Raw genomic sequence first — 18875 nt, 5'->3', positions numbered from 1 at the left:
TTCCAATTCGATGCGGTACACGCTTTAGCGCTTGGCGATAACGCTCCAGAGACCTGTAACGGTCAGCGCCGCCAGAGCCATCTTGAGAATGTCCCAGACGATGAAGGGCTGGATGGCCTTGGCGAAGGCCGAGCCGACAACGTTGGCCTGGTCGATCCAGCCGGCTTGGCCGGCAAGTGCCATCAGCCAGACGAAGCCCAGCACCAGCAGCACGGCATCGGCAACGACCATGGCCGCGAACAGGGCCAGCGGCTTGCCCGAAGCGCCGCGATCGGCGGCGAAGCCGATGATGGCAGCCATGGCGAGGAAGCCGAGCAGGAAACCGCCGGTCGGGCCCATCAGATAGGGAATACCTGCCGTCGCGCCGGCGAAGACCGGCAGGCCGAGCGCGCCTTCGATGAGGTAGAGCGCCACGGTCGCGACGCCGATGCGCAGGCCAAAGGCAGCCGACAAGGCCGCGATGGCGAAGCCCTGCAGGGTCACCGGAACCGGCCATACCGGCACGTTGATCTTGGCGCAGATGGTGATGAGCAGCGTGCCGAGAACGACCGTCGCGATGGTCGATGCCAGCTTGGCAGCGTCGCCCTTGGGCTGGTAGAGGCCGAGGAGCGTGTTGGGCGTGGTCAAAGTCAGCGCCATTTCATACCTTCCATGCTTGGCGAACCGGCATCCCCTCCCGGGACACTGCTGCAGTTCGTATCGCCACTTCTTAGTCCGCCCATCCGGTGAGTGCAATGGCCGCGCCCCTCGTCTTCGATACGCAATTCGACCCACAGACGGGGCTCGCCGTGCCGGCCGCGGCGGGCTTGGTGCGTGTCACCGCGCCCAATGCCAGCGCCTATACCTTCACCGGCACCAACAGCTTTGTTATTGGCCACGAACGACTTGCGCTCGTCGATCCGGGGCCGGACGACGACGCGCACCTGGCCGCTCTCGACCGCGCCATCGGTGGCCGACCGGTCGACGCCATCCTTCTCACGCACACCCATCGCGACCACAGCGCGCTGGCGGCGCGGATGGCCCGGCGCCTTAATGCCCCGCTTTGGTTCGGCGGCCCGCATCGGCTGTCGCGTCCGCTCCGCCGATTCGAGCGCAACCCGATCCGCAATTCCTGCGACTGGGACCTGGTGCCCGACCGGACGCTGGTCGATGGCGAAACCATCGCCGCCGGCGACGCGGCGCTTTCGGTTCACACCACCCCCGGCCATTGCGCCAACCACCTGGCTTTCAGCATGGGCGACATCCTGCTCAGCGGCGACCATGTCATGGGCTGGAATTCGACGCTGGTCTCGGTGCCCGACGGATCGATGGCCGACTATTTCGCCTCGCTCGACAAGGTCATCGCGCTGCCCCAGCGGCTCTATCTGCCCGCCCATGGCGGGGCGATCGGCGATGGACCGGCATATGCCAGGGCGCTGCGGGCCCATCGCGAGATGCGCACCGAGCAGGTCGTCGCCGCCGTCCGCAATGGCGCCCGCACCGTCGCCCACATCGTCGATGCGATCTATCCGACCCAACCGCTACCGGTGAAACTGGCGGCGCGGATGACCATCACCGCCCATGTGGAATATCTTGAAGACCGGGGCCAACTGCAGGTTGCGCGGAAGCTCTTTGGCACCCGCATCACAGCTTAGACTATTCAGCCGGCGCCTCGACGTCCGTCGCCGACTCAGGCTCGGCTTCCACCGGCCGGTTGGCATTGGGATTGTCGCGCAGCAAGGTCGTCACGGCGTCGTCCAGCGCTGACAGAAAAGCCTCTATGCGCTGGCCATTGCTGCCGAAGTCATGGAGCGCATTGAGCGAGGCCGAACGCATGTCGACCGCCGAATTGGCCAGGTCGCCGGTCACGCGGATCACGACCTCCTCGCGCCAGCCAGGCAAGGTGACGATCTGGGCATTGATCTGCCCAACCGCTGCCCCCGTCGCCGGGTCGCGCTCAAGCTTTATGTCCCAACCGTTCTCATCGACCAGCCGATGCGCCAGCACGAAGGTTTGGGCCAGCCCCAGCGGATAGGTGCGTGTTTCCACATTGGGAAACACCAGTGCCATTTCCGACCGGCTCAACAGCTTTGGGGGCGGCATGGCAGCGGTGCCTGGCTCGAATACAAGCGGCATCGGCCCGCGATCCGTGGTGGCAATATCGGTGACTGCTGGATAGCGCAGTGCCAAAGCGCCATACCAAGCATAGGGCAGCAGGCAGATCAGCCCGAAAGCAAGCCCCCACAGCGCCTTGCCCCAGCCGCGGTCGCCGGTCTGCCAGAGCCGCGCTAGCGCTACCATCGAGACCAGAACGGCCAGCAGCGCCATCGCGCCCGCCACGGCGGCGGCCACCAGGAACAGGTCGCTGGTCATCAGCCGTAGGCGATGCAGCAGGACCGAGATGACGACGAGCGGCACCGCGACGCTGCCGAGGCGGCGCGCCCAGATGGCCCATTTCGATGTCCGGATCAGTATGCGCACTGCACCTCGCCCCAGCGTGCGTTGAGATTCACGTCAGGCCGCCATCACGTGAGTATCGACACACCCTCTGTGCAGAACATATCTCCAAGGTATTGCCCGAATTTGAAGATTTCGCCGAACCCGGTCATTTGCTCTTGGTCTTACCGGTTTCCGGCGCTGCTGGCGTCGTTACGCCGACGCACATCGTCTTGATGGCGAACCACTCATCGGCGGTAAAGGGCGGCTCGAGGCCGGTTGGGCGCTGCTGGCTCAGGATTTCGAGCGCTGCCTTGCGGTCGTCGGTCAGCGGATGCGTGCTGAGCAGCGCCAGTGCTCGGGCGAAATCGTCATCCGCGCCGACGCGGTTGATCAGATCGGCCAGGCCCGATGGACGAAAATCGAGCCGCTGGGCCACCTGGGCGGCATAGACGTCGGCCTGCCGCTCCGCCTCACGGGAAAAACGGGCGTCGATCATGGTCGAACCCAGACCCGCCGCTACCGAAATGCCGGTCATGTCGCCAAGAATGAAGCCGATCAGCGCACCGGTTCCGGCTGACGAGATCAACTGCTCCATGCCGTGGCGATAGGCCACGTGCCCCACTTCATGGGCCAGCACACCGGCGAATTCGTCTTGTGTCTGCGCCTGGTCGAGCAGCGCCGAGAAGAAATAGACCCGCCCGCCCGGCAGCGCGAAGGCATTGGGGACGTCGGACTTGACCACCTTGATATCGAGCGTGAACGGCGAATTGGAGCCCGCCAGTGCAGCATCGCCGAACCGGGCGAGGGCACGATTGGCAACGCTGTCCGGATCGGTGTCGCAGACTTGCAGGCCGCCGCTTTCGCCGAAGCTGGCCTCCATCTGCTCGGCGACAGTGCCGCCCAGGCTTTGCTCCCAAGCGGCCGGTACCAGACCGACGATGCGCCCGGCAAGCAACGGCACGCCATAGAGGTAGGCGCCGATGACGCCTGCCAGTGCTACCGTCGCCGTCACCGCGATGCGCACTTGGCGGCCGCGCTCCTGGCGCTGTTTGTGATGCAGCACCGGCAAGGTCGCCATAATGCGTGCTATGTCTTCCCGTCCGCGTACCACGACACGCGCACCGCCGGGCTGTCCGACGGCGCCAAGCAGCAATTCGCCCTTGCGGCCATGAATCGTGTGGAGATCATTGGAGGGCCAGCGCGCCAGTTCGGTGCCAGCCTGCGCACGGACGACCAGCGTGCCACTGTCGCCGCCGCGATGCTCATAGTCGAGCCCGACGGCATGCACAGCGGCGGTCAAGCCATCGTAGAAGCGTGCGGGTATCGCCATCAGTAGGCACCCACGTTAAGTGCGTCGGCCAGTCCTTCGCCGGCCAGCCGCTTGTCTTCGCCGCGAGCACGCACATCGCGCAGGCTGTCTATGCCCGTGATAGCGGCGCCCTTGGCCACCAGCTTCCAATAGCCCAACCCGAGGAACAGTTCGCTCATCAGGCTGAAGCCGCCCAGCACCAGCAGGTAGCCAAAGATGATCGCTGCCAGCGTGACGAAGCTACCGCGCATGTGGCTCATGAATATTTCCGGATCGAAGCCGCCGCCGGCAAAAGCGTCCGCCGCAAGCGCGCCGATAACGACGAAGCCGCCGATCCCCAGCACGATGAATGTTCCCAGCAGCGCAAAGCCGAACAGTACGTACTGCCCCAGCAAGGCGCCGGCTGAGACATGCACGGTCAGCCGGGCCTGCCCGAGCGAGACCGATGACAGCATCCGGCTCAGTTCGCGCGAATGGTAGCGGAGTATCATGCAGCCGATCAGGGCGGCGGCTATCAGCAGCGGCACAAAGCCGGCTGGCCGCATCTGGCCACCACCCAGTGCCGCGCCCCACAGCACCAGCCCGATCAGGGTGATGACCGCGACGGTCCCGTAGCTGAGATAGAAGGGACCCACCAGTTGCTTCCAGCTTCCCGCGAACGCGAATTGGCGATCGCCATACCAGCTATGGCGGTAGCGATAGCTCCAGAGGTTGGCGGCCATGAACGGATAGGCCAGGCCCGCCGTCAGCAGCACCAGCAGCGACCAGCCGAACCGCCGCCAGGCATAGCCCCAGGCGCTACCGGCCTGATCGAAGCGAATGCCGCGCCACAGCGTCCGGGACAGTCTGAAATCGCGGGCCCGATAGACGGCATAGCCGGACAGGAACCAAAGCAGGACGCCGACCCCGCCATAGCCGATCACCGCCGCAGTCGAGGATTGCGTCGAGAGGTAGAAGAACAGCCCATAGAGCGGCACGAAAATGGCCAGCGCCATGAGAAAGCCGATGAGGAGCTGGATGGCATTGCCGGTGTATTCCAGCGCGTCGCCATCGATCTCGGTATGGGACCAGTAGAAGCGCCGCTTCCACGTCGTCAGCCAGAAGCGGTACAACCCGATCGTGGGGACCAGCAGCAGGTAGCCACGCAGCAGCATGCCGCCCAGCTCTCCCCGGGTCCCGGTGAACACTACCGGCACCGGCCGCTCCTGTCCGCCATCCCAAACCATGCCACAATCCCCAAGCCTGTTGGGGTTTTAGGCGAGCCGCCTGGCATTGGGAAGCGGAGTGCGGGTCAATTTTGACCAGATCTGCCATACCCACCACGCGCCAACCTCGGGCTCGACCCGAGGGCACTTCACTTGTGGGGCGCTCAGCAAGTGCAAAGCCCTCGGGTCGAGCCCGAGGTTGGCGCGTCCGGCTGGTGTGGCGTTACGGATACAGCCTTGTGCTCACCCAACCATCCCCGCTCCGCTCGAACCGTACGCGGTCGTGCAGGCGGTACTGGCCGTCCCTCCAGAATTCCATGCTGGTGGGCACGATGCGGAAGCCCGACCAATGCTGGGGTCGCACCACCGCGTCCTCACCGATCTCGGCCGTCAAATCGGCCACCCGTGTCAGCAATTGCTGCCGGCTGGCCAATGGCCGTGACTGTTCCGACGCCGAAGATGCAATCTGGCTGCCGCGGGCACGGCTGGCGAAATAGGCGTCGGCCTCTTCCGGTGTCACGACTTCGACCGGTCCGCGGACCCGGACCTGCCGCCGCAACGACTTCCAGTGCATCACCATTGCCGCCTTCGGGTGGGCGTCGAGCTGGCCGCCCTTCATGCTTTCGAAATTGGTGAAGAAACAGAACCCGCGCGCATCCCGGGCGTTGAGCAACACCATGCGCACATCGGGCAAGCCATCGTCGTCGACAGTCGCCAGGGCCATGGCATGCGGGTCGTTGGGCTCGGCCTCCTTGGCAAGAGCGAACCATTCCTCGAATACGGCGAATGGATCGAGGTCGGCGCGATCGCCGTCATCGAAGAGGCGTTCCGTCAGAGTTTGCAGCATGGAAATCTCATCCCTTCGTCGCGACCCTGCGACCGAAATCTGGACATTGCCGGGGGTGGTCGCCATATAGGACATGAAATTTGGGCGAAGCAACGCCCCGACTCATTTGAATGGACCAAATGCGCGATCCTTACACCGTGCTTGGGGTGCCACGTTCCGCGAGCGAAAAGGACATCAAGTCCGCCTATCGCAAGCTCGCCAAGAAGTATCACCCCGACCAGAATCCTGACGACCCTACAGCGCACGGCAAGTTTGCCGAGGCGACCAATGCCTATGACCTGCTGAACGATACCGACAAGCGCGGTCAGTTCGATCGCGGCGAAATCGACGCTGATGGCAATCCCAAATTCGCCGGCTTCAATCCCGGCGGCTTTGGCGGCGCGCAGCGCGGCGGGCGGACGGCACAGGGCGGATTTTCGGCCGAGGACATCCTCAAGGAATTCATGAGCGGCTTTGGCGGCCAGCAGCGCGGCGGTGCGCGCGGCACAGCCGGCGGTCCGCAATGGGACCCATTTGCCGGCACCGCCGCAGGTGGCCAGGGCCGGTCCATGAAGGGCGACGATATCGTGGTCAACGCCACCGTGTCGCTCGAGGACGCCCACAAGGCGGCCTCCGTCCCCGTGCGCATGCCGTCAGGCAAGGTGTTGTCGGTCAAGCTTCCTGAAAAGGTCGAGGAAGGTCAGCAGATCCGCCTCAAGGGTCAGGGCTCCCCCGGCCTCGGCGAACCCGGCGATGCGCTCGTCACCGTGCGTTTCGAAAAGTCCAAGCAGTTCCGCCGTGACGGCGCCGATCTGCGCACCGACGTCGCGATCACGCTCTACGAGGCCGTGCTCGGTGCTAAGGTTCGCGTCCCTACGCTCGACGGCTCGGTCGAGCTCAACCTGCCCCCCGGCATCGACACCGCCAAGGCCCTCCGCCTCAAGGGCAAAGGGCTTTATGGCGATGGGGATTTGTACGCGAATTTGAGGGTTGTCCTACCGCCCGGCGGCGATCCCGATCTCGAAGCGCTGGCGCGGTTCATGCGGGACCAGAAGCCCTACAAGGTGCGGGACTAGCCTCCTTCACCTCTCCCTCTGGGGGAGAGGTGAAGAGGTGGTCTCCCCTATTCCCGCGGTGCCGCCGCCCGTTGCAACCGGTCGTTGATCGCCTCGCCCAGCCCCGTATCCGGCACCGGCGCCACCGCGATCACCCCTGCCCCGACAGCGTCGAGCTCATGCAGCATCGAAAACAGGTTGCGCGCCGCCTCATGCAGGTCGCCCGTCTCCGACAGATTTCGCATCATCCCGCCAAATTCGGGGGCAGTCCCAAACGCCAGATAAGCCTCGCCCTCGCGCGGTTCGGCATTGAGCCGCATCAGCGCGTTGGGCGCGTAGTGGCTCGCCAGCATGCCGGGCGCGGCAATCGCGGCATCCTTCTCGGCCACTTCCACCGGCACCCCGAACCGCCGCTCGATCTCCTCGCGCGCGATCGCTCCGGCGCGCAACTGCACTAGCCGGTCACCCTCGACGCGGATAATGGTCGACTCGACCCCAGCCCGGCATGGCCCGCCGTCCAGCACCGGCACGCGCCCGGCAAAGCCCAAGCGCACCTGATAGGCCGTCGTTGGCGATAGCCGTCCCGACGGGTTGGCCGACGGTGCCGCCAGCGGCCGGCCCACCGCCGCGATCAGCTCCAGCGCCAGCTTGTGGTCCGGAATGCGGATCGCCACGCTATCGAGCCCTGCCATAGCCACGTCCGCCAGCCCATTGCCTGGCCGTGCCGGCAGCACCAGCGTTAGCGGACCCGGCCATAGTGCCGCCACCCGACGCGCCAGTGGCGAAAACACCGCCAATGTCTCGGCCATGGCGAGATCGGCGCAGTGGATGATCAGCGGATTGAAGCGCGGCCGCCCCTTGGTTTCGTAGATGGCGAGGACGGCATCGGCGTCAGTCGCATCAGCGCCCAGGCCATAGACGGTCTCGGTGGGAAACGCGCACAGTTTGCCGTCGCGCAGCAGGGCAGCGGCGTCAGCCACATTTTTCGGTTCAGGAAGCGTTAAGTCAGCGTTCATCGTCATGGCCGTTGTTTGACAACGAGACCCTGGCGCGTCAAGACGAAGCGACCAATGTACAGGAGACGTGACCCGCGTGACCACGCTGCTCGTCAGCCAGCCGAACTTCGCCGATCACGTCACGCCCCAGGGTCACCCCGAGCGCGCCGACCGCATCCGCGCGGTCGAGGACGCGCTGTCGCGCTCGCGTTTCGACAAACTCCTGCGCCGCAATGCCCCCAGCGGCGACCTGATGCTTGCCGAATTGGTCCATAATTCCAGATACATGGCCAAACTCCGTGACGCTCGTCCTGCCGAAGGCATGGGCCAGCTCGATGGAGACACCTTCATCTCCGCCGACTCTCTGTCGGCGGTATCGACCGGCCTTGGTGGCGCTCTGGCGGCACTCGATGCGGTGCTGCTGGGCGAAGTCGACAACGCCTTCTGCGCCATCCGCCCGCCCGGGCACCATGCCGAAATCGCCAGCCCCATGGGCTTCTGCCTCATCAACACCGTCGCCATTGTCGCCCGCGAAGCCCAACGCAAATATGGCGCCGAGCGCGTCGCCATCGTCGATTTCGACGTGCATCATGGCAATGGCACCCAGGACATTTTCCAAACGGACTCAACGGTGTTCTACGCCTCGAGCCACCAGATGCCGCTCTATCCCGGCACCGGCAAGGCCAGCGAGACCGGCGTCGGCAACGTCGCCAATACCCCGCTCGCCCCCAATACCGGCGGCGAGAGCATGCGCGACGCCTATGCCAGCCGCATCATTCCGGCGCTGGTCGATTTTTCGCCCGACCTGATCCTGATCTCGGCCGGTTTCGATGCCCATGAGCGCGACCCGCTGGCCCAGCTCAATTGGCAATCGGCCGACTATGGCTGGCTCACGGGAAAGTTGATGGATGCTGCTGAGCGCACCTGCGGCAATCGCATTGTATCGCTGCTCGAAGGTGGCTATGACCTCAAGGGCTTGGCGGGCGGTGTTTCGCACCATGTCGCCATGCTGATGGATGGCGCCACCGGGCGCCTCGAAGACTAGGAAAGACCGCCATGGCCGACAATGACGATGTCAAAACCCTGAGCTTCGAAGCCGCTTTGCAGCAGCTCGAGGAAATCGTCGGCAAGCTCGAATCGGGCCGGGCACCGCTGGCCGAATCCATCGCCATCTACGAGCGCGGCGAAGCCCTCAAGGCCCATTGCGAGACGCTGTTGCGCACCGCCGAGGCCCGCATTGAAAAGATCACGCTGTCGCGCGACGGCCGGGCGACCGGCACGGAACCGCTCGACGCGTGAGCGACACACGACCTCGTGGCAGGAAACCCGCCGTGACCACCCCAAAATCCCTCCGCAACTTCCGCATCGTGCTCTGGGCCCTCGTGGTCATCGTTGCCGTCGGCGCGACCGGCCTTTATGTGTTCCGGCCGCCTGCCAGGCCCTTGGGCGTCACCGGCCAACCCTTTGCGTTGGCTTCGACCCAAGGCGGCACCTTCACGCAGGACAGTCTCAAGGGCACGCCAAGCCTCGTCTTCTTCGGCTACACTTTTTGCCCAGACGTTTGCCCCACAACCATGGCCGAAGCTACGGCCTGGCGGGCCCAACTCGGCCTGACGCCCGAGCAGCTTCGCATCATCTTCGTCACCGTAGATCCCGCCCGCGACACGCTGGAAGCGGTCAAGGGCTATGTGGAAGGCTTTGACCCCTCAATCATCGGCCTCGTTGGTGACGAGGCGCAGACCGAGGCAGCCAAGGCCGCCTTCGGCGTCGTCGGTCAGCGGGCAGAGGGTTTTGCGGAAGACGATCCCTACTACCTCGTCGATCACACGGCGCTGACCTTCCTTATCGACGGTGATGGCACATTCGAGGGCACCATTGCGTACGAAGAAGCCAAGGACACAGCTGTCGCCAAGGTGAAGCGCCTGGTCGAAGGATGAGCGGGCGCATCCGCCTCGATCTGGCGCTGGAGCAGCGCGGGCTGGTGCCATCAAGGGCCCGGGCGCGCGACGCCATCCTGCGCGGCACGGTGACCATTAACGGCGTCACCGCGCATAAGCAGAACCAGATGGTCAGCCGTGACGACAAGCTGGCGCTCAGCGATCCCGCCGCAAACTACGTCTCCCGCGCCGCCCTCAAGCTGGTTGCCGGCCTCGATGCAGGTCAGATCGACCCCGCCGACAAGATTTGTGTCGATATCGGCTCCTCCACCGGCGGCTTTACCCAAGTGTTGATGGAACGCGGCGCCCGCCGCATCTACGCGGTCGATGTCGGCCACGACCAGTTGCATGACAGGCTCAAGGGCAGCGACCGTGTCGTCAGCATGGAAGGGGTCAACGCGCGAGACCTCGACGCCGAGATGATCCCCGAGCCGATCGATTTGCTCGTCTCGGACGTGAGTTTCGTTTCCGTCACCAAGGTACTGGCAGCCCCGCTCGCCCTATGCACGCCGAAGGCCGACGCGGTGATCCTGTTCAAACCGCAGTTCGAAGTGGGGCGCCAGAACGTCGGCAAGGGTGGCATCGTGACCAGCGAAGAAGCCATCGAGACGGCCCGCGCCGAGGTGATCGCCTTCATGCAGGCTCAAGGATTCGAGCACCGTCACTCCGTGACATCACCCATCGCCGGCGGCGACGGGAACGTGGAGACGGTGCTGGTGTTTGGTAGAACCTAGCGGTCGGCATGCGGGAGAGGACAGCAATTCTGCGTCCAGCAGAATTGCTGTGAGGGGTGCTGCGCACGCCCATGCCAGAAGCGCAGAAGGACCCCTCATCCGCCCTTCGGGCACCTTCTCCGCAAGGGGAGAACGGAAGAGGCGGTTAATTCCGCTCGAAGCCCACCGCACCCTCGCGGCCGGTTTGCCCACGATGCCTTAGCGCATGGTCGGCCAGCACCAGGGCCATCATTGCCTCGCCGACCGGCACGGCGCGAATACCGACGCATGGGTCATGCCGGCCCTTGGTCACGATGTCGGTGTCTTCGTTCGCCGTCGTCACCGTCTGGCGCGGGGTGATGATCGAGGAGGTCGGCTTGACTGCAAAGCGGCAGACGATCGGATCGCCGTTGGAAATCCCACCCAGAATGCCGCCGGCATGGTTGGAAAGGAAGTACGGCTTGTCGGCACCGGACCGCATCTGGTCGGCATTTTCGATGCCGGTCAGGCTGGCCGCCTCGAAACCAGCGCCGATCTCCACCGCCTTGACCGCATTGATGCTCATCATCGCCGAGGCCAGGTCGGCACTGAGCTTGCCATAGATCGGCGCACCCCAGCCGGCCGGCACATTCTCGGCCACGACCTCGATGACTGCACCAACCGAGTTGCCGTCCTTGCGAATGCCGTCGAGATAGTCCGCCCAAAGCGCGGCGGCCGTGGCATCGGCGCAGAAGAACGGGTTCTGGTCGACCTGGTCCCAGTCGAAATTGCCGTAGTCGATCTTGTGCGGTCCCACCTGCACGAGGCTGGCGCGGATGCTCACGCCCGCCAGCACCTGTCGTGCAATCGCACCGGCGGCCACGCGCGCCGCCGTCTCGCGTGCCGAGGTCCGGCCGCCGCCGCGATAGTCGCGGATGCCGTATTTCTGGTCATAAGTGTAATCGGCGTGGCCCGGCCGGTACTTGTCGCGGATTTCCGCATAGTCCTTGGAGCGCTGGTCAGTATTCTCGATCAGCAGCGAGATCGGCGTGCCGGTGGTGCGCGGTCCATCGGTGCGCTCGTCCTCGAACACGCCAGAGAGGATTTTCACCTCGTCTGCCTCGCGCCGCTGCGTGGTATACTTCGACTGCCCTGGCTTGCGACGGTCGAGATCGCGCTGGATGATTTCGGGCGTCAGCACCAGGCCGGGCGGGCAGCCATCCACCACCACGCCAAGCGCTGGCCCGTGGCTTTCGCCCCAGGTGGTGAAGCGAAACAAAGTTCCAAATGTATTGAACGACATGGCGCAGCCCCGTGGTTGCGGGCTTTCTAGGCAGAGGGCACGACTAGGTCAATCAGCGCTACGCGCGCAGCAGCTCCATCTGCCCCGGCGTGAAGTGCATGATTGCGTCCTGCGGCGGTGCCCAGTTGATCACTTCAACGATCGGCGCGTGCTCGATCAACACACGCAGTGTGCGGGCGATACCGCCGTGGGCCACAACCACCGACGGTCCCTTGAGCACACTGGCGAATTCAGCCAGCCGCGCCTCGACGTCGCGATAGTTCTCGCCATTCTCGGGGCGGAACTCCCAATAGCTCTCGTCACGCGAGCCCGGTGCGATCGCCATATTGGCCGGCAATTGCTCGAACAACTCGCCTTCCAGCACACCGAAGGAAATCTCCATCAGCCGCACGTCGTATTTCACCTCGGGCAGGTGAATATCGAACCCGGCCCGCACCCGGTCCATAGTCTCGCGGGTGCGGCCCAGCGGAGAGGCGTGCCACTCGAATGCGTTGGGGTCGAGCCCGCGCGCCGCAAACAACGCGGCAAGCGTCTTGCCATTCTGATTGGCCTGGCCACGCCCCTTGTCGTTGAGCGGAATATCCTTGCGCCCCTGATAGCGGCGCTCGGCGTTCCATGGGGTCTCTCCATGGCGAACGAAGTAGATTTCCGGCCAGACCAAGGCTGTCATTGGTTCATTCCGCGCCGCCCCCGACGCGTCCTATCGAAAGAGTGCTATCCGCCTCGGCATCAGCCTAGTGGATTTTTCCGGTCACGCCAGCCGCAAGATCGGAAGGCAGATATGCCATTCGCAAATCGCCACGCCATCGATGCTGGAGTCCTCGACCCGGTTGTGGCACATGGCAGGCGGCCGGGGCAAGTTCACCCGGCAGCGGGTCGTCAATACGGATTGTCGCATGTCCCTTTCCGCCACCCAGATCATCTCAGAGCTCACCGCCCTACTCGGCGCCAGCGCCGTCATTGGCGAGCCGGAGCGGATGGGCAACTATCTCAACGAGCCGCGAAAGCGCTTCCACACCGGCGCCGCCGCGATCGCCCTGCCCGCTTCGGTCACGGAGGTGCAGGCGATTCTGCGCTGGGCCAATGAGAACGGCGTCGGCATCATCCCCCAAGGCGGCAATACCGGCCTCGTCGGAGCCCAGGTGCCGTGGCGCGGCGATGAGGTCATCGTGAGCCTGAGCAAGCTCGACCGCATCCGCGCCATCGACACCGCGGCCGGCACCATGACGGCCGAAGCCGGCGTCATTCTCGAAAACGCTCACAAGGCGGCGGAAGACAAGGGCAATATCTTCCCGCTCTGGCTGGCCTCGCAGGGCTCCGCGCGCATCGGCGGCCTGCTGTCGTCCAATGCCGGCGGGGTCAACGTGCTCGCCTATGGCAATGCCCGCGAGCTCACCATGGGCGTAGAGGCCGTGCTGGCCGATGGCCGGCTCTACCAAGGCCTCAACTCGCTCAAGAAAGACAATACCGGCTACGACCTCAAGGACCTGCTCGTCGGCGCCGAGGGCACGCTGGGCATCATCACCGCCGCGACGCTCAAGATCTTCCCCAAGCCGGAGGATTACGAGACGGCGCTGGTCAACATTGCCGGTCCCGAGGTGGCATTGCCACTGTTCGAACTGCTGCGCGAACGCATCGGCGGCCGGCTCAATGCCTTCGAGATCGTGCCCGCTCTCGGCCTCGATATGCAGCTGCGTCACGGCATGCTCGACCGCGACCCTACCGCAGGCCCTTCCCCCTGGTATGCGCTGATCGAAGTCTCGCGCATGCGCGGCGGCCTGCCGGGCACGCTCATGGCCGCCATCGAGGCCGCCTTCGAGTCCGGCCTCATCGACAATGCTGTCCTGGCCGAATCCCTGGCCGATCGCACCCGCATGTGGGCCTTTCGCGAGCAGATGAGCGAGGTACAGTCCCGGGAGGGCGCTTCGATCAAGCACGACGTCTCCGTGCCGATCGCCGCCGTGCCACAACTGATCGCCGAGGGCATCGCCGCCGCCGAACGCCTGGTTCCGGGCATCCGCGCCGTGCCCTTCGGCCACATGGGCGACGGCAATATCCACTTCAATTTCAGCCAGCCCGCAGGTGCCGATGGCAAGGCCTTCATGGCCCAGTCCGACGAGAAGGTGCACGAAGCGATCTATGAGATCGTGCTGCGCCTCGGCGGCTCGGTCTCGGCAGAGCACGGCATCGGCCAGTTGAAGACGGAACTGCTCCGGAAGGTGAAGGACCCCGTCGCCATCGATATGATGCGGGCGATCAAAACCGCCCTCGACCCAAAGGGCATCCTCAATCCGGGCAAGATGCTGGGCTAGTGTCCGAGGGGTGGCTCAGCCACAATTTGGTGCCGCCTTGCGCCTGCGCAGCAATGGCCCCATCTATCGGCGCATGCTGCTGGACATCACTTTTCTCGACGACGCCACAAGGCCGCCGGTGCAAAAGCTCGAAGGGTTGACCGACGAGCAGCGCGCGCCCGGCCTGCATCTGCGCATGATTCACGATCACCTGCGCACAAACATGGTCACTCTGGGTAAGCTCATCGAGCGGGCCAATCAGGGTGCGGTGACGCGCGACCAGATCGCCACCGAGACGGCCGATCTGGCGATGGTGGCCAATTACCGGCGCTTCGGCAATCTCTGCGGCCAGCACTGCGGCATCGTCAACACGCACCATTCGATCGAGGACTACGCCATCTTCCCGGCACTGGCGCAGCAGGGGGAGGCGTTCAAGGCCATCGCCGACCGGCTGCGCGCCGAGCATGTCGTCGTCCACGAATTGTTGGAACGGCTGGTGGCTGCGCTCAATGCGCTGGCTGCGGAACCCACGGCAGCCCGGTTCGAAGACGCCAAGACCGTCTATCGCGCACTCGAACGCGTACTGCTCTCCCATCTCGGCTACGAGGAAGAGGCGATGGGGGATGCGTTGGGGTATTTCGGTTTGGGTGGCTAGGGACAGCCTCCTAACCACGGATCCGTCACCCTCGGGCTTGACCCGAGGGTGACGATCTATGGAGTGCGACGCGCTCAGAACAAATCCATCTGCCGTCCACCGCCCGCGACCTTTTTCGGCCGCGGTTGCGGCTTCACCACTTCCGCTGGTTCGACCAATCCCGGATCATCATCCCGGGCCGAGTTGACCCGCGTCGACACCGGATGGAACTTCAGCGCCCCATCGGCCAGCGGCAGAGCAAGCTGATAGGCTTCACGCGCCCTGACACCACGCACATTGAGCCAGTCATCGATGGCGTCGCCCTCCAGAATCGCCGGCATGCGATCGTGGATTTCCGAAAGCTGCGGATTTGCCGCCACGGTGATGGTGGCGACGCTGTCGATTTCCTCGCCGTCCGGACCCATCCAGCTTGCATAGAGCCCGGCCAGCGCCATCGGCCGGTCGTCGCTCATGGTGATGTAGTAGGGCTGCTTGGATTTATCCGGATTGGTGTGCCACTCGTAGTAGCCGCTGGCCGGAATGATGCAGCGGCCATGCTTGAGCGCGTCACGGAAAGCCGGCTTGTCCGCCATGGTCTCCACCCGCGCGTTGACCAGCAGCGGGAATTCGCGCGGGTCCTTCACCCAGCCGGGCACCAATCCCCAACGCGCGAAATGCGCCTCGCGCCGGCCATGCGCCTCCCAGATGGCGGCAATCGGCTGCGTCGGCGCAATATTGTAGCGCGGCACCAGAGCGATCGTGTTGAAGAGCTTGAACAGCTCCTCCATCATTTCGGGTGGCAGCGTCGACGCATAGCGTCCGCACATGGGTCGTCCTTTCCGTGTCCAAACCCATTTTACCACCGGGTCAGATCAGCGAAAGCGGGAACCTCTGTTATCACCGTCGCAACTGGGCTTCCCGCCTGCGCGGGAATGACTGAGAGTGTTCCGACGAATCGCAAATGGACCCGACGTGACCGAGAACCCCAATGCCGCCAGTGTTGCCATTGTCCGCGAGGGCAAGGTGCTGCTCATCAAGCGAGCCTATGCGCCCTATCAGCACCTGTGGACCCTGCCCGGCGGGCGCCTCGATCCGGGCGAGACCATCGAGCAATGCGCCATCCGGGAGATTGCCGAGGAAGTCGGTCTCACCATCCGCAATCCGCGCCCGGTGATGGTGCAATCGCTGGGTCGCGATGGCACGTTCCAGCTTGCCGTCTTCGTCACGCGCGATTTCTCAGGGCAGATACGGGCGTCCGATGAAGTGGCCGATCACAAATGGATGGACCCTGCCGCGTTGGTGGCGCTGCGCACGACCAGCCGTCTCGATGATGTGCTTGCGAGGGCCTTCGCAGTTCTGGCGCAAAGCTGATAGACCAAACGTCATGTTGAGCCAGTTCCCACCCCTATCGTCATTGCCGGGCCTGTCCCGGCAACCCATGCTGCCGCGCATGATGGATCACCGGGACAAGCCCGGTGATGACGCAGGTTGAGGGACCGCACTATGCCCCGCGTTCAATCCCGCCTCCGCGTGCTCACGATCCTTCTCGTGCTCGCGCTCAGCGCCGGCCCGGCTTGGGCCATCGATCCGCCCTATCAGCGCCAGATGGAGCGGCTGGCCGAGATCATGGGCAGCCTCTATTTCCTGCAGCCCCTGTGCCAGGCGGGAACGACGGACTGGCGCGCCCAGATGGCCGATCTGATCGCGCTCGACGAGCCCGACGAGGATCGCCGCCAGCGCCTAGCCGGCGCGTTCAACGGCGGCTACACCGCCTTTGCGCGCTTTCACCGCGCCTGTACGCCGGCGGCCAGGGAAGCGCTGACGCGCCTGCTGGTCGAAGCGGAGCGCACCGCTCGGGATATCCATACGCGTTTTGCCGAATAGCGCAGGCAGCGCAAAAATGCTGCCTTCCGTACAATCGCGCACGACCCGTTAACCTTCGGGTTACTTCTTGCGCGCCCGCCACATTTACCCGTGCTAACCCCCATTGCATGACTTCGAGCAAAACCATGTTTGCGCCCGCCTCCGGGCACGCCGTTTTCGACCGGGAACAAGGCGAGCGGCAGCTCGCGCTTGAATATCTGGCCGACGCCTGGAATTGCGCAGAGGATGATGGCGTGCAGAGCGCGGCCCTCGCCCATGCCTCGCTGTTCGCGGCGTTAGCCACCTTCGTCAAGATGCATGGCGACGAAGCGACGGCCGATCTCATCAGTATGTTGCCCGATCGCATTCGCTCGGGCGAATACAACCTCGATCGAATCTTGCAGTAGCGATCCGGGCCTCTTCTTTCGATTATTTCCTCGCGGGCGTACTGTTTTCCAGATGGCGAGCAACCAGTGCTGCCCCCAAGGCAATAACCGCTGAGCCGAGCATCACAACCAGCAGGCCAGAGCGGGCATTTTCTTCTGTGAGAGCGGCACCCGCGACCGCTGCCACAATGGAGGCGCCTGCGACGGTGATCGCGCCGGCGAGGCCGGCGGCGGTTCCCGTATGTGTCGGGCGAACCGAAATTGCTGCGGCATTGGCGCTCGGCTGTGTCAGGCCGTTCGACACTCCAACGAACAGGCAAGGCCCGAACAATGCCAGCACGTGGGTCATGCCTGCAAAGTAAAGGATTATGCCGAACAATAGACCCGCGCAGGCCACGATCCTTCCGGCAATCAATATGGTGTTGGCCGGGAGCATGCCGGCGAGTCGGCCTGCCAGAAAACTGCCGAACATGAAGCCGCCAGTGATCGAACCCATCCAAAGCCCAAGGGCCGCTGGCGAGAGATCGAAAGCAGAAGCGGCAAGCGGCGCGCCTGATAGGAAGGCATAAAAAGCGCCGACCGAAAACGCCATGCACAGGCAATAGGCGAGGAAGCGTTTCGATCCCAACAATTCGGGATAGGCCTTATACTGCTCTACCATCGTCCTGGATGGCGAAGTGTTCGTCTCGCGCAGATCGGTCCAACACAGCGCGAAAACTGCCATACCCAAAAGCGCCAGAACGTAGAAGCTGGCCCTCCAGCCAAAAACCTGATCAAGCAGCCCACCTGCCGTGGGGCCGAGCATGGGCGCAATAGCCCACGCCATCGCCAGATAGCCGAACCTGCCCGCAGCCTGATCACTGTTGGTCCTGTCGCGGATCACTGCAAGTGCCACGCCGTAGGTTGGGGCGATCACAGCCTGCACCATCCGGCAGGCGAGGAAGGTCCAGGCATCTGGCGCCATGGCGCACCCGACCGTCGCCGCGATAAATATCGCCAGCGCCCCGAGAATGACCGGCCGGCGACCAAAACGGTCCGAAAGTGGGCCCAGAACCAGTTGAAGACATGCTGACACAATTGCATAGGCCGCCAACGAAAGCCCGATCAGCCCATAATCGACGCCAAATTCGGTAGCCATTCGGGGAAGAGATGGAAGGAAAAAGTTGATCGGCAGGATGGCAAGTGCCGACAGAAGAACCAACGTGGGGAGGCGAGGAGAAGCGGATGAACCTGGCATGATCAAAGCCGATTGCTTGTGCGGGAAGCGGGGCAATAAAAAAGCCCCGTGAGGGGCTGATTTGTCCGCGCATGGGTGCTTTCGCCTGGCAGCTATGCTGCCGTGCCCATGCGCGCGCCTACTACGACCATGCCGTTTTCGATCATCACGCGCTAATTGTTACGGCGGGGACGAATGTCCGTCAACTTGACGCAGGGGATTGAGGCAAGAAGGATGGGAGGTGTTTTCGTCGCTCGACCTGCCCCATTTCGTAGCGCTGTACAAGATTCCAGCTGATTCAGTTCAACACCAGGAGAACTACAATGCCTTTGACGCGCATCTCACTTAGGAAAGGCAAATCACCGGAATACTGTCAGACCTTGATGGAGCAAATCTATCTCGCACTGCGTGAGACTTTCGACGTTCCAGATGAGGACAGGTTCGTCACTATTTCTGAACACGGCAGTGAACATTTCGATTTCAGCGCCAACTACCTGGGCATCCAGCGAACGGACGATCTCGTCATCATTCAGATTACCGCCAACAACACGCGGACCGTGGAAAAAAAGCGGGCGCTATACGCCAAAATTGTCGAACGTTTGGTTGCTTCGCTGGGCATGCGGCCCCAGGACGTCCTAATTTCCATCGTCGAAGTCGCCAAAGAAAACTGGTCTTTTGGAAACGGCGAGGCGCAATACGCTCCAGCGGTTTAGCCAAGCGGACATTTGCCGAGAAATGTCCGCCT

22 protein-coding genes are annotated in these 18875 nt (G+C 63.9%); 12 read left to right on the top strand and 10 right to left on the bottom strand.

Features of this window, described 5'->3' with window-relative positions; all coding sequences use genetic code 11:
• Positions 1-24 precede the first annotated feature (24 nt).
• Entirely contained in the window at positions 25-639 is a 615-nt protein-coding gene (locus MF606_RS04815; RefSeq protein ID WP_240232518.1) for a biotin transporter BioY, read from the bottom strand.
• 95 nt (positions 640-734) lie between these two features.
• Here MF606_RS04815 and MF606_RS04810 point away from each other — a divergent pair, with 95 nt between their 5' ends.
• On the top strand, positions 735-1634 hold the full coding sequence (locus tag MF606_RS04810) for an MBL fold metallo-hydrolase (RefSeq protein ID WP_240232517.1): 900 nt from the start codon (positions 735-737) through the stop codon (positions 1632-1634).
• A 1-nt stretch (position 1635) separates the two neighbouring features.
• Here the strand turns inward: MF606_RS04810 and MF606_RS04805 are convergent, their stop codons facing one another.
• The 4 genes from MF606_RS04805 to pdxH all read right to left on the bottom strand — a co-directional run bounded on the left by MF606_RS04805 (position 1636) and on the right by pdxH (position 5779).
• A complete protein-coding gene (locus MF606_RS04805) occupies positions 1636-2460 on the bottom strand; it encodes a DUF1499 domain-containing protein (protein WP_240232516.1) in 825 nt (274 codons plus the stop codon).
• A 124-nt stretch (positions 2461-2584) separates the two neighbouring features.
• The gene (locus MF606_RS04800) at positions 2585-3748 is read right to left on the bottom strand and encodes a M48 family metallopeptidase (protein WP_240232515.1); all 1164 of its coding nucleotides are present in this window, start codon (positions 3746-3748) and stop codon (positions 2585-2587) included.
• Positions 3748-4953, bottom strand: a complete 1206-nt coding sequence (locus MF606_RS04795; RefSeq protein WP_240232514.1) for a YjgN family protein — start codon at positions 4951-4953, stop codon at positions 3748-3750. The genes MF606_RS04800 and MF606_RS04795 overlap by 1 nt, the downstream gene beginning before the upstream one ends.
• 202 nt (positions 4954-5155) lie before the next feature.
• Positions 5156-5779, bottom strand: coding sequence for a pyridoxamine 5'-phosphate oxidase (pdxH, locus tag MF606_RS04790; RefSeq protein WP_240232513.1), 624 nt, complete (start codon positions 5777-5779; stop codon positions 5156-5158).
• Between the two features lie 119 nt (positions 5780-5898).
• Here pdxH and MF606_RS04785 point away from each other — a divergent pair, with 119 nt between their 5' ends.
• Positions 5899-6834: a DnaJ C-terminal domain-containing protein gene (locus MF606_RS04785; protein WP_240232512.1), complete on the top strand. Its 936-nt coding sequence runs from the start codon at positions 5899-5901 to the stop codon at positions 6832-6834.
• 47 nt (positions 6835-6881) lie between these two features.
• On the opposite strand, the gene MF606_RS04780 is transcribed toward MF606_RS04785, so the two are convergent.
• Positions 6882-7835 carry an L-threonylcarbamoyladenylate synthase gene (locus MF606_RS04780; protein ID WP_420842239.1) on the bottom strand — a complete coding sequence of 318 codons (954 nt, stop codon included), beginning with the start codon at positions 7833-7835 and terminating at the stop codon, positions 6882-6884.
• A 70-nt stretch (positions 7836-7905) separates the two neighbouring features.
• On the opposite strand from MF606_RS04780, the gene MF606_RS04775 reads away from it, so the two are divergent.
• Genes MF606_RS04775 through MF606_RS04760 form a run of 4 tightly spaced genes read left to right on the top strand, consistent with a single transcriptional unit; the run spans position 7906 to position 10479 of the window.
• The gene (locus MF606_RS04775; protein WP_240232510.1) at positions 7906-8853 is read left to right on the top strand and encodes a histone deacetylase family protein; all 948 of its coding nucleotides are present in this window, start codon (positions 7906-7908) and stop codon (positions 8851-8853) included.
• Between the two features lie 11 nt (positions 8854-8864).
• The gene (locus tag MF606_RS04770) at positions 8865-9107 is read left to right on the top strand and encodes an exodeoxyribonuclease VII small subunit (RefSeq protein WP_240232509.1); all 243 of its coding nucleotides are present in this window, start codon (positions 8865-8867) and stop codon (positions 9105-9107) included.
• A gap of 32 nt (positions 9108-9139) precedes the next feature.
• Positions 9140-9745 (top strand): SCO family protein, encoded by a 606-nt coding sequence (locus MF606_RS04765; protein ID WP_240232508.1) that lies wholly within the window; start codon positions 9140-9142, stop codon positions 9743-9745.
• Entirely contained in the window at positions 9742-10479 is a 738-nt protein-coding gene (locus MF606_RS04760) for a TlyA family RNA methyltransferase (protein ID WP_240232507.1), read from the top strand. Before MF606_RS04765 ends, MF606_RS04760 begins: the two co-directional genes overlap by 4 nt.
• Before the next feature lie 145 nt (positions 10480-10624).
• Here the strand turns inward: MF606_RS04760 and aroC are convergent, their stop codons facing one another.
• Both aroC and MF606_RS04750 read right to left on the bottom strand, forming a co-directional pair.
• A complete protein-coding gene (gene aroC / locus MF606_RS04755) occupies positions 10625-11740 on the bottom strand; it encodes a chorismate synthase (protein ID WP_240232506.1) in 1116 nt (371 codons plus the stop codon).
• Between the two features lie 58 nt (positions 11741-11798).
• The gene (locus MF606_RS04750) at positions 11799-12410 is read right to left on the bottom strand and encodes a histidine phosphatase family protein (RefSeq protein WP_240232505.1); all 612 of its coding nucleotides are present in this window, start codon (positions 12408-12410) and stop codon (positions 11799-11801) included.
• 226 nt (positions 12411-12636) lie between these two features.
• Here MF606_RS04750 and MF606_RS04745 point away from each other — a divergent pair, with 226 nt between their 5' ends.
• Together MF606_RS04745 and MF606_RS04740 are read left to right on the top strand one after the other, a co-directional pair.
• Complete coding sequence (locus tag MF606_RS04745; RefSeq protein WP_240232504.1) at positions 12637-14052, top strand: FAD-binding oxidoreductase; 1416 nt, start codon at positions 12637-12639, stop codon at positions 14050-14052.
• 10 nt (positions 14053-14062) lie between these two features.
• Entirely contained in the window at positions 14063-14686 is a 624-nt protein-coding gene (locus MF606_RS04740) for a hemerythrin domain-containing protein (protein WP_240232503.1), read from the top strand.
• Positions 14687-14760: 74 nt separating this feature from the next.
• On the opposite strand, the gene MF606_RS04735 is transcribed toward MF606_RS04740, so the two are convergent.
• On the bottom strand, positions 14761-15492 hold the full coding sequence (locus MF606_RS04735) for an SOS response-associated peptidase (protein ID WP_240232502.1): 732 nt from the start codon (positions 15490-15492) through the stop codon (positions 14761-14763).
• 145 nt (positions 15493-15637) lie between these two features.
• Between MF606_RS04735 and MF606_RS04730 the strand changes: the two genes are divergently transcribed.
• From MF606_RS04730 to MF606_RS04720, 3 genes are all read left to right on the top strand, one after another.
• On the top strand, positions 15638-16036 hold the full coding sequence (locus MF606_RS04730) for an NUDIX hydrolase (protein WP_240232501.1): 399 nt from the start codon (positions 15638-15640) through the stop codon (positions 16034-16036).
• A 132-nt stretch (positions 16037-16168) separates the two neighbouring features.
• Entirely contained in the window at positions 16169-16549 is a 381-nt protein-coding gene (locus MF606_RS04725; protein WP_240232500.1) for a TIGR02301 family protein, read from the top strand.
• A gap of 125 nt (positions 16550-16674) precedes the next feature.
• The gene (locus MF606_RS04720; RefSeq protein WP_240232499.1) at positions 16675-16935 is read left to right on the top strand and encodes a hypothetical protein; all 261 of its coding nucleotides are present in this window, start codon (positions 16675-16677) and stop codon (positions 16933-16935) included.
• A gap of 22 nt (positions 16936-16957) precedes the next feature.
• Here the strand turns inward: MF606_RS04720 and MF606_RS04715 are convergent, their stop codons facing one another.
• Positions 16958-18151, bottom strand: coding sequence for a multidrug effflux MFS transporter (locus MF606_RS04715; RefSeq protein WP_240232498.1), 1194 nt, complete (start codon positions 18149-18151; stop codon positions 16958-16960).
• Positions 18152-18453: 302 nt separating this feature from the next.
• Between MF606_RS04715 and MF606_RS04710 the strand changes: the two genes are divergently transcribed.
• On the top strand, positions 18454-18843 hold the full coding sequence (locus MF606_RS04710; RefSeq protein ID WP_240232497.1) for a tautomerase family protein: 390 nt from the start codon (positions 18454-18456) through the stop codon (positions 18841-18843).
• Positions 18844-18875: the final 32 nt, after the last annotated feature.

Origin of the sequence: Devosia lacusdianchii, from assembly GCF_022429625.1 — a bacterium.
GTDB classification, from domain to species: Bacteria; Pseudomonadota; Alphaproteobacteria; order Rhizobiales; family Devosiaceae; genus Devosia; species Devosia lacusdianchii.
This window is presented reverse-complemented; position numbering and strand designations above follow the sequence as displayed.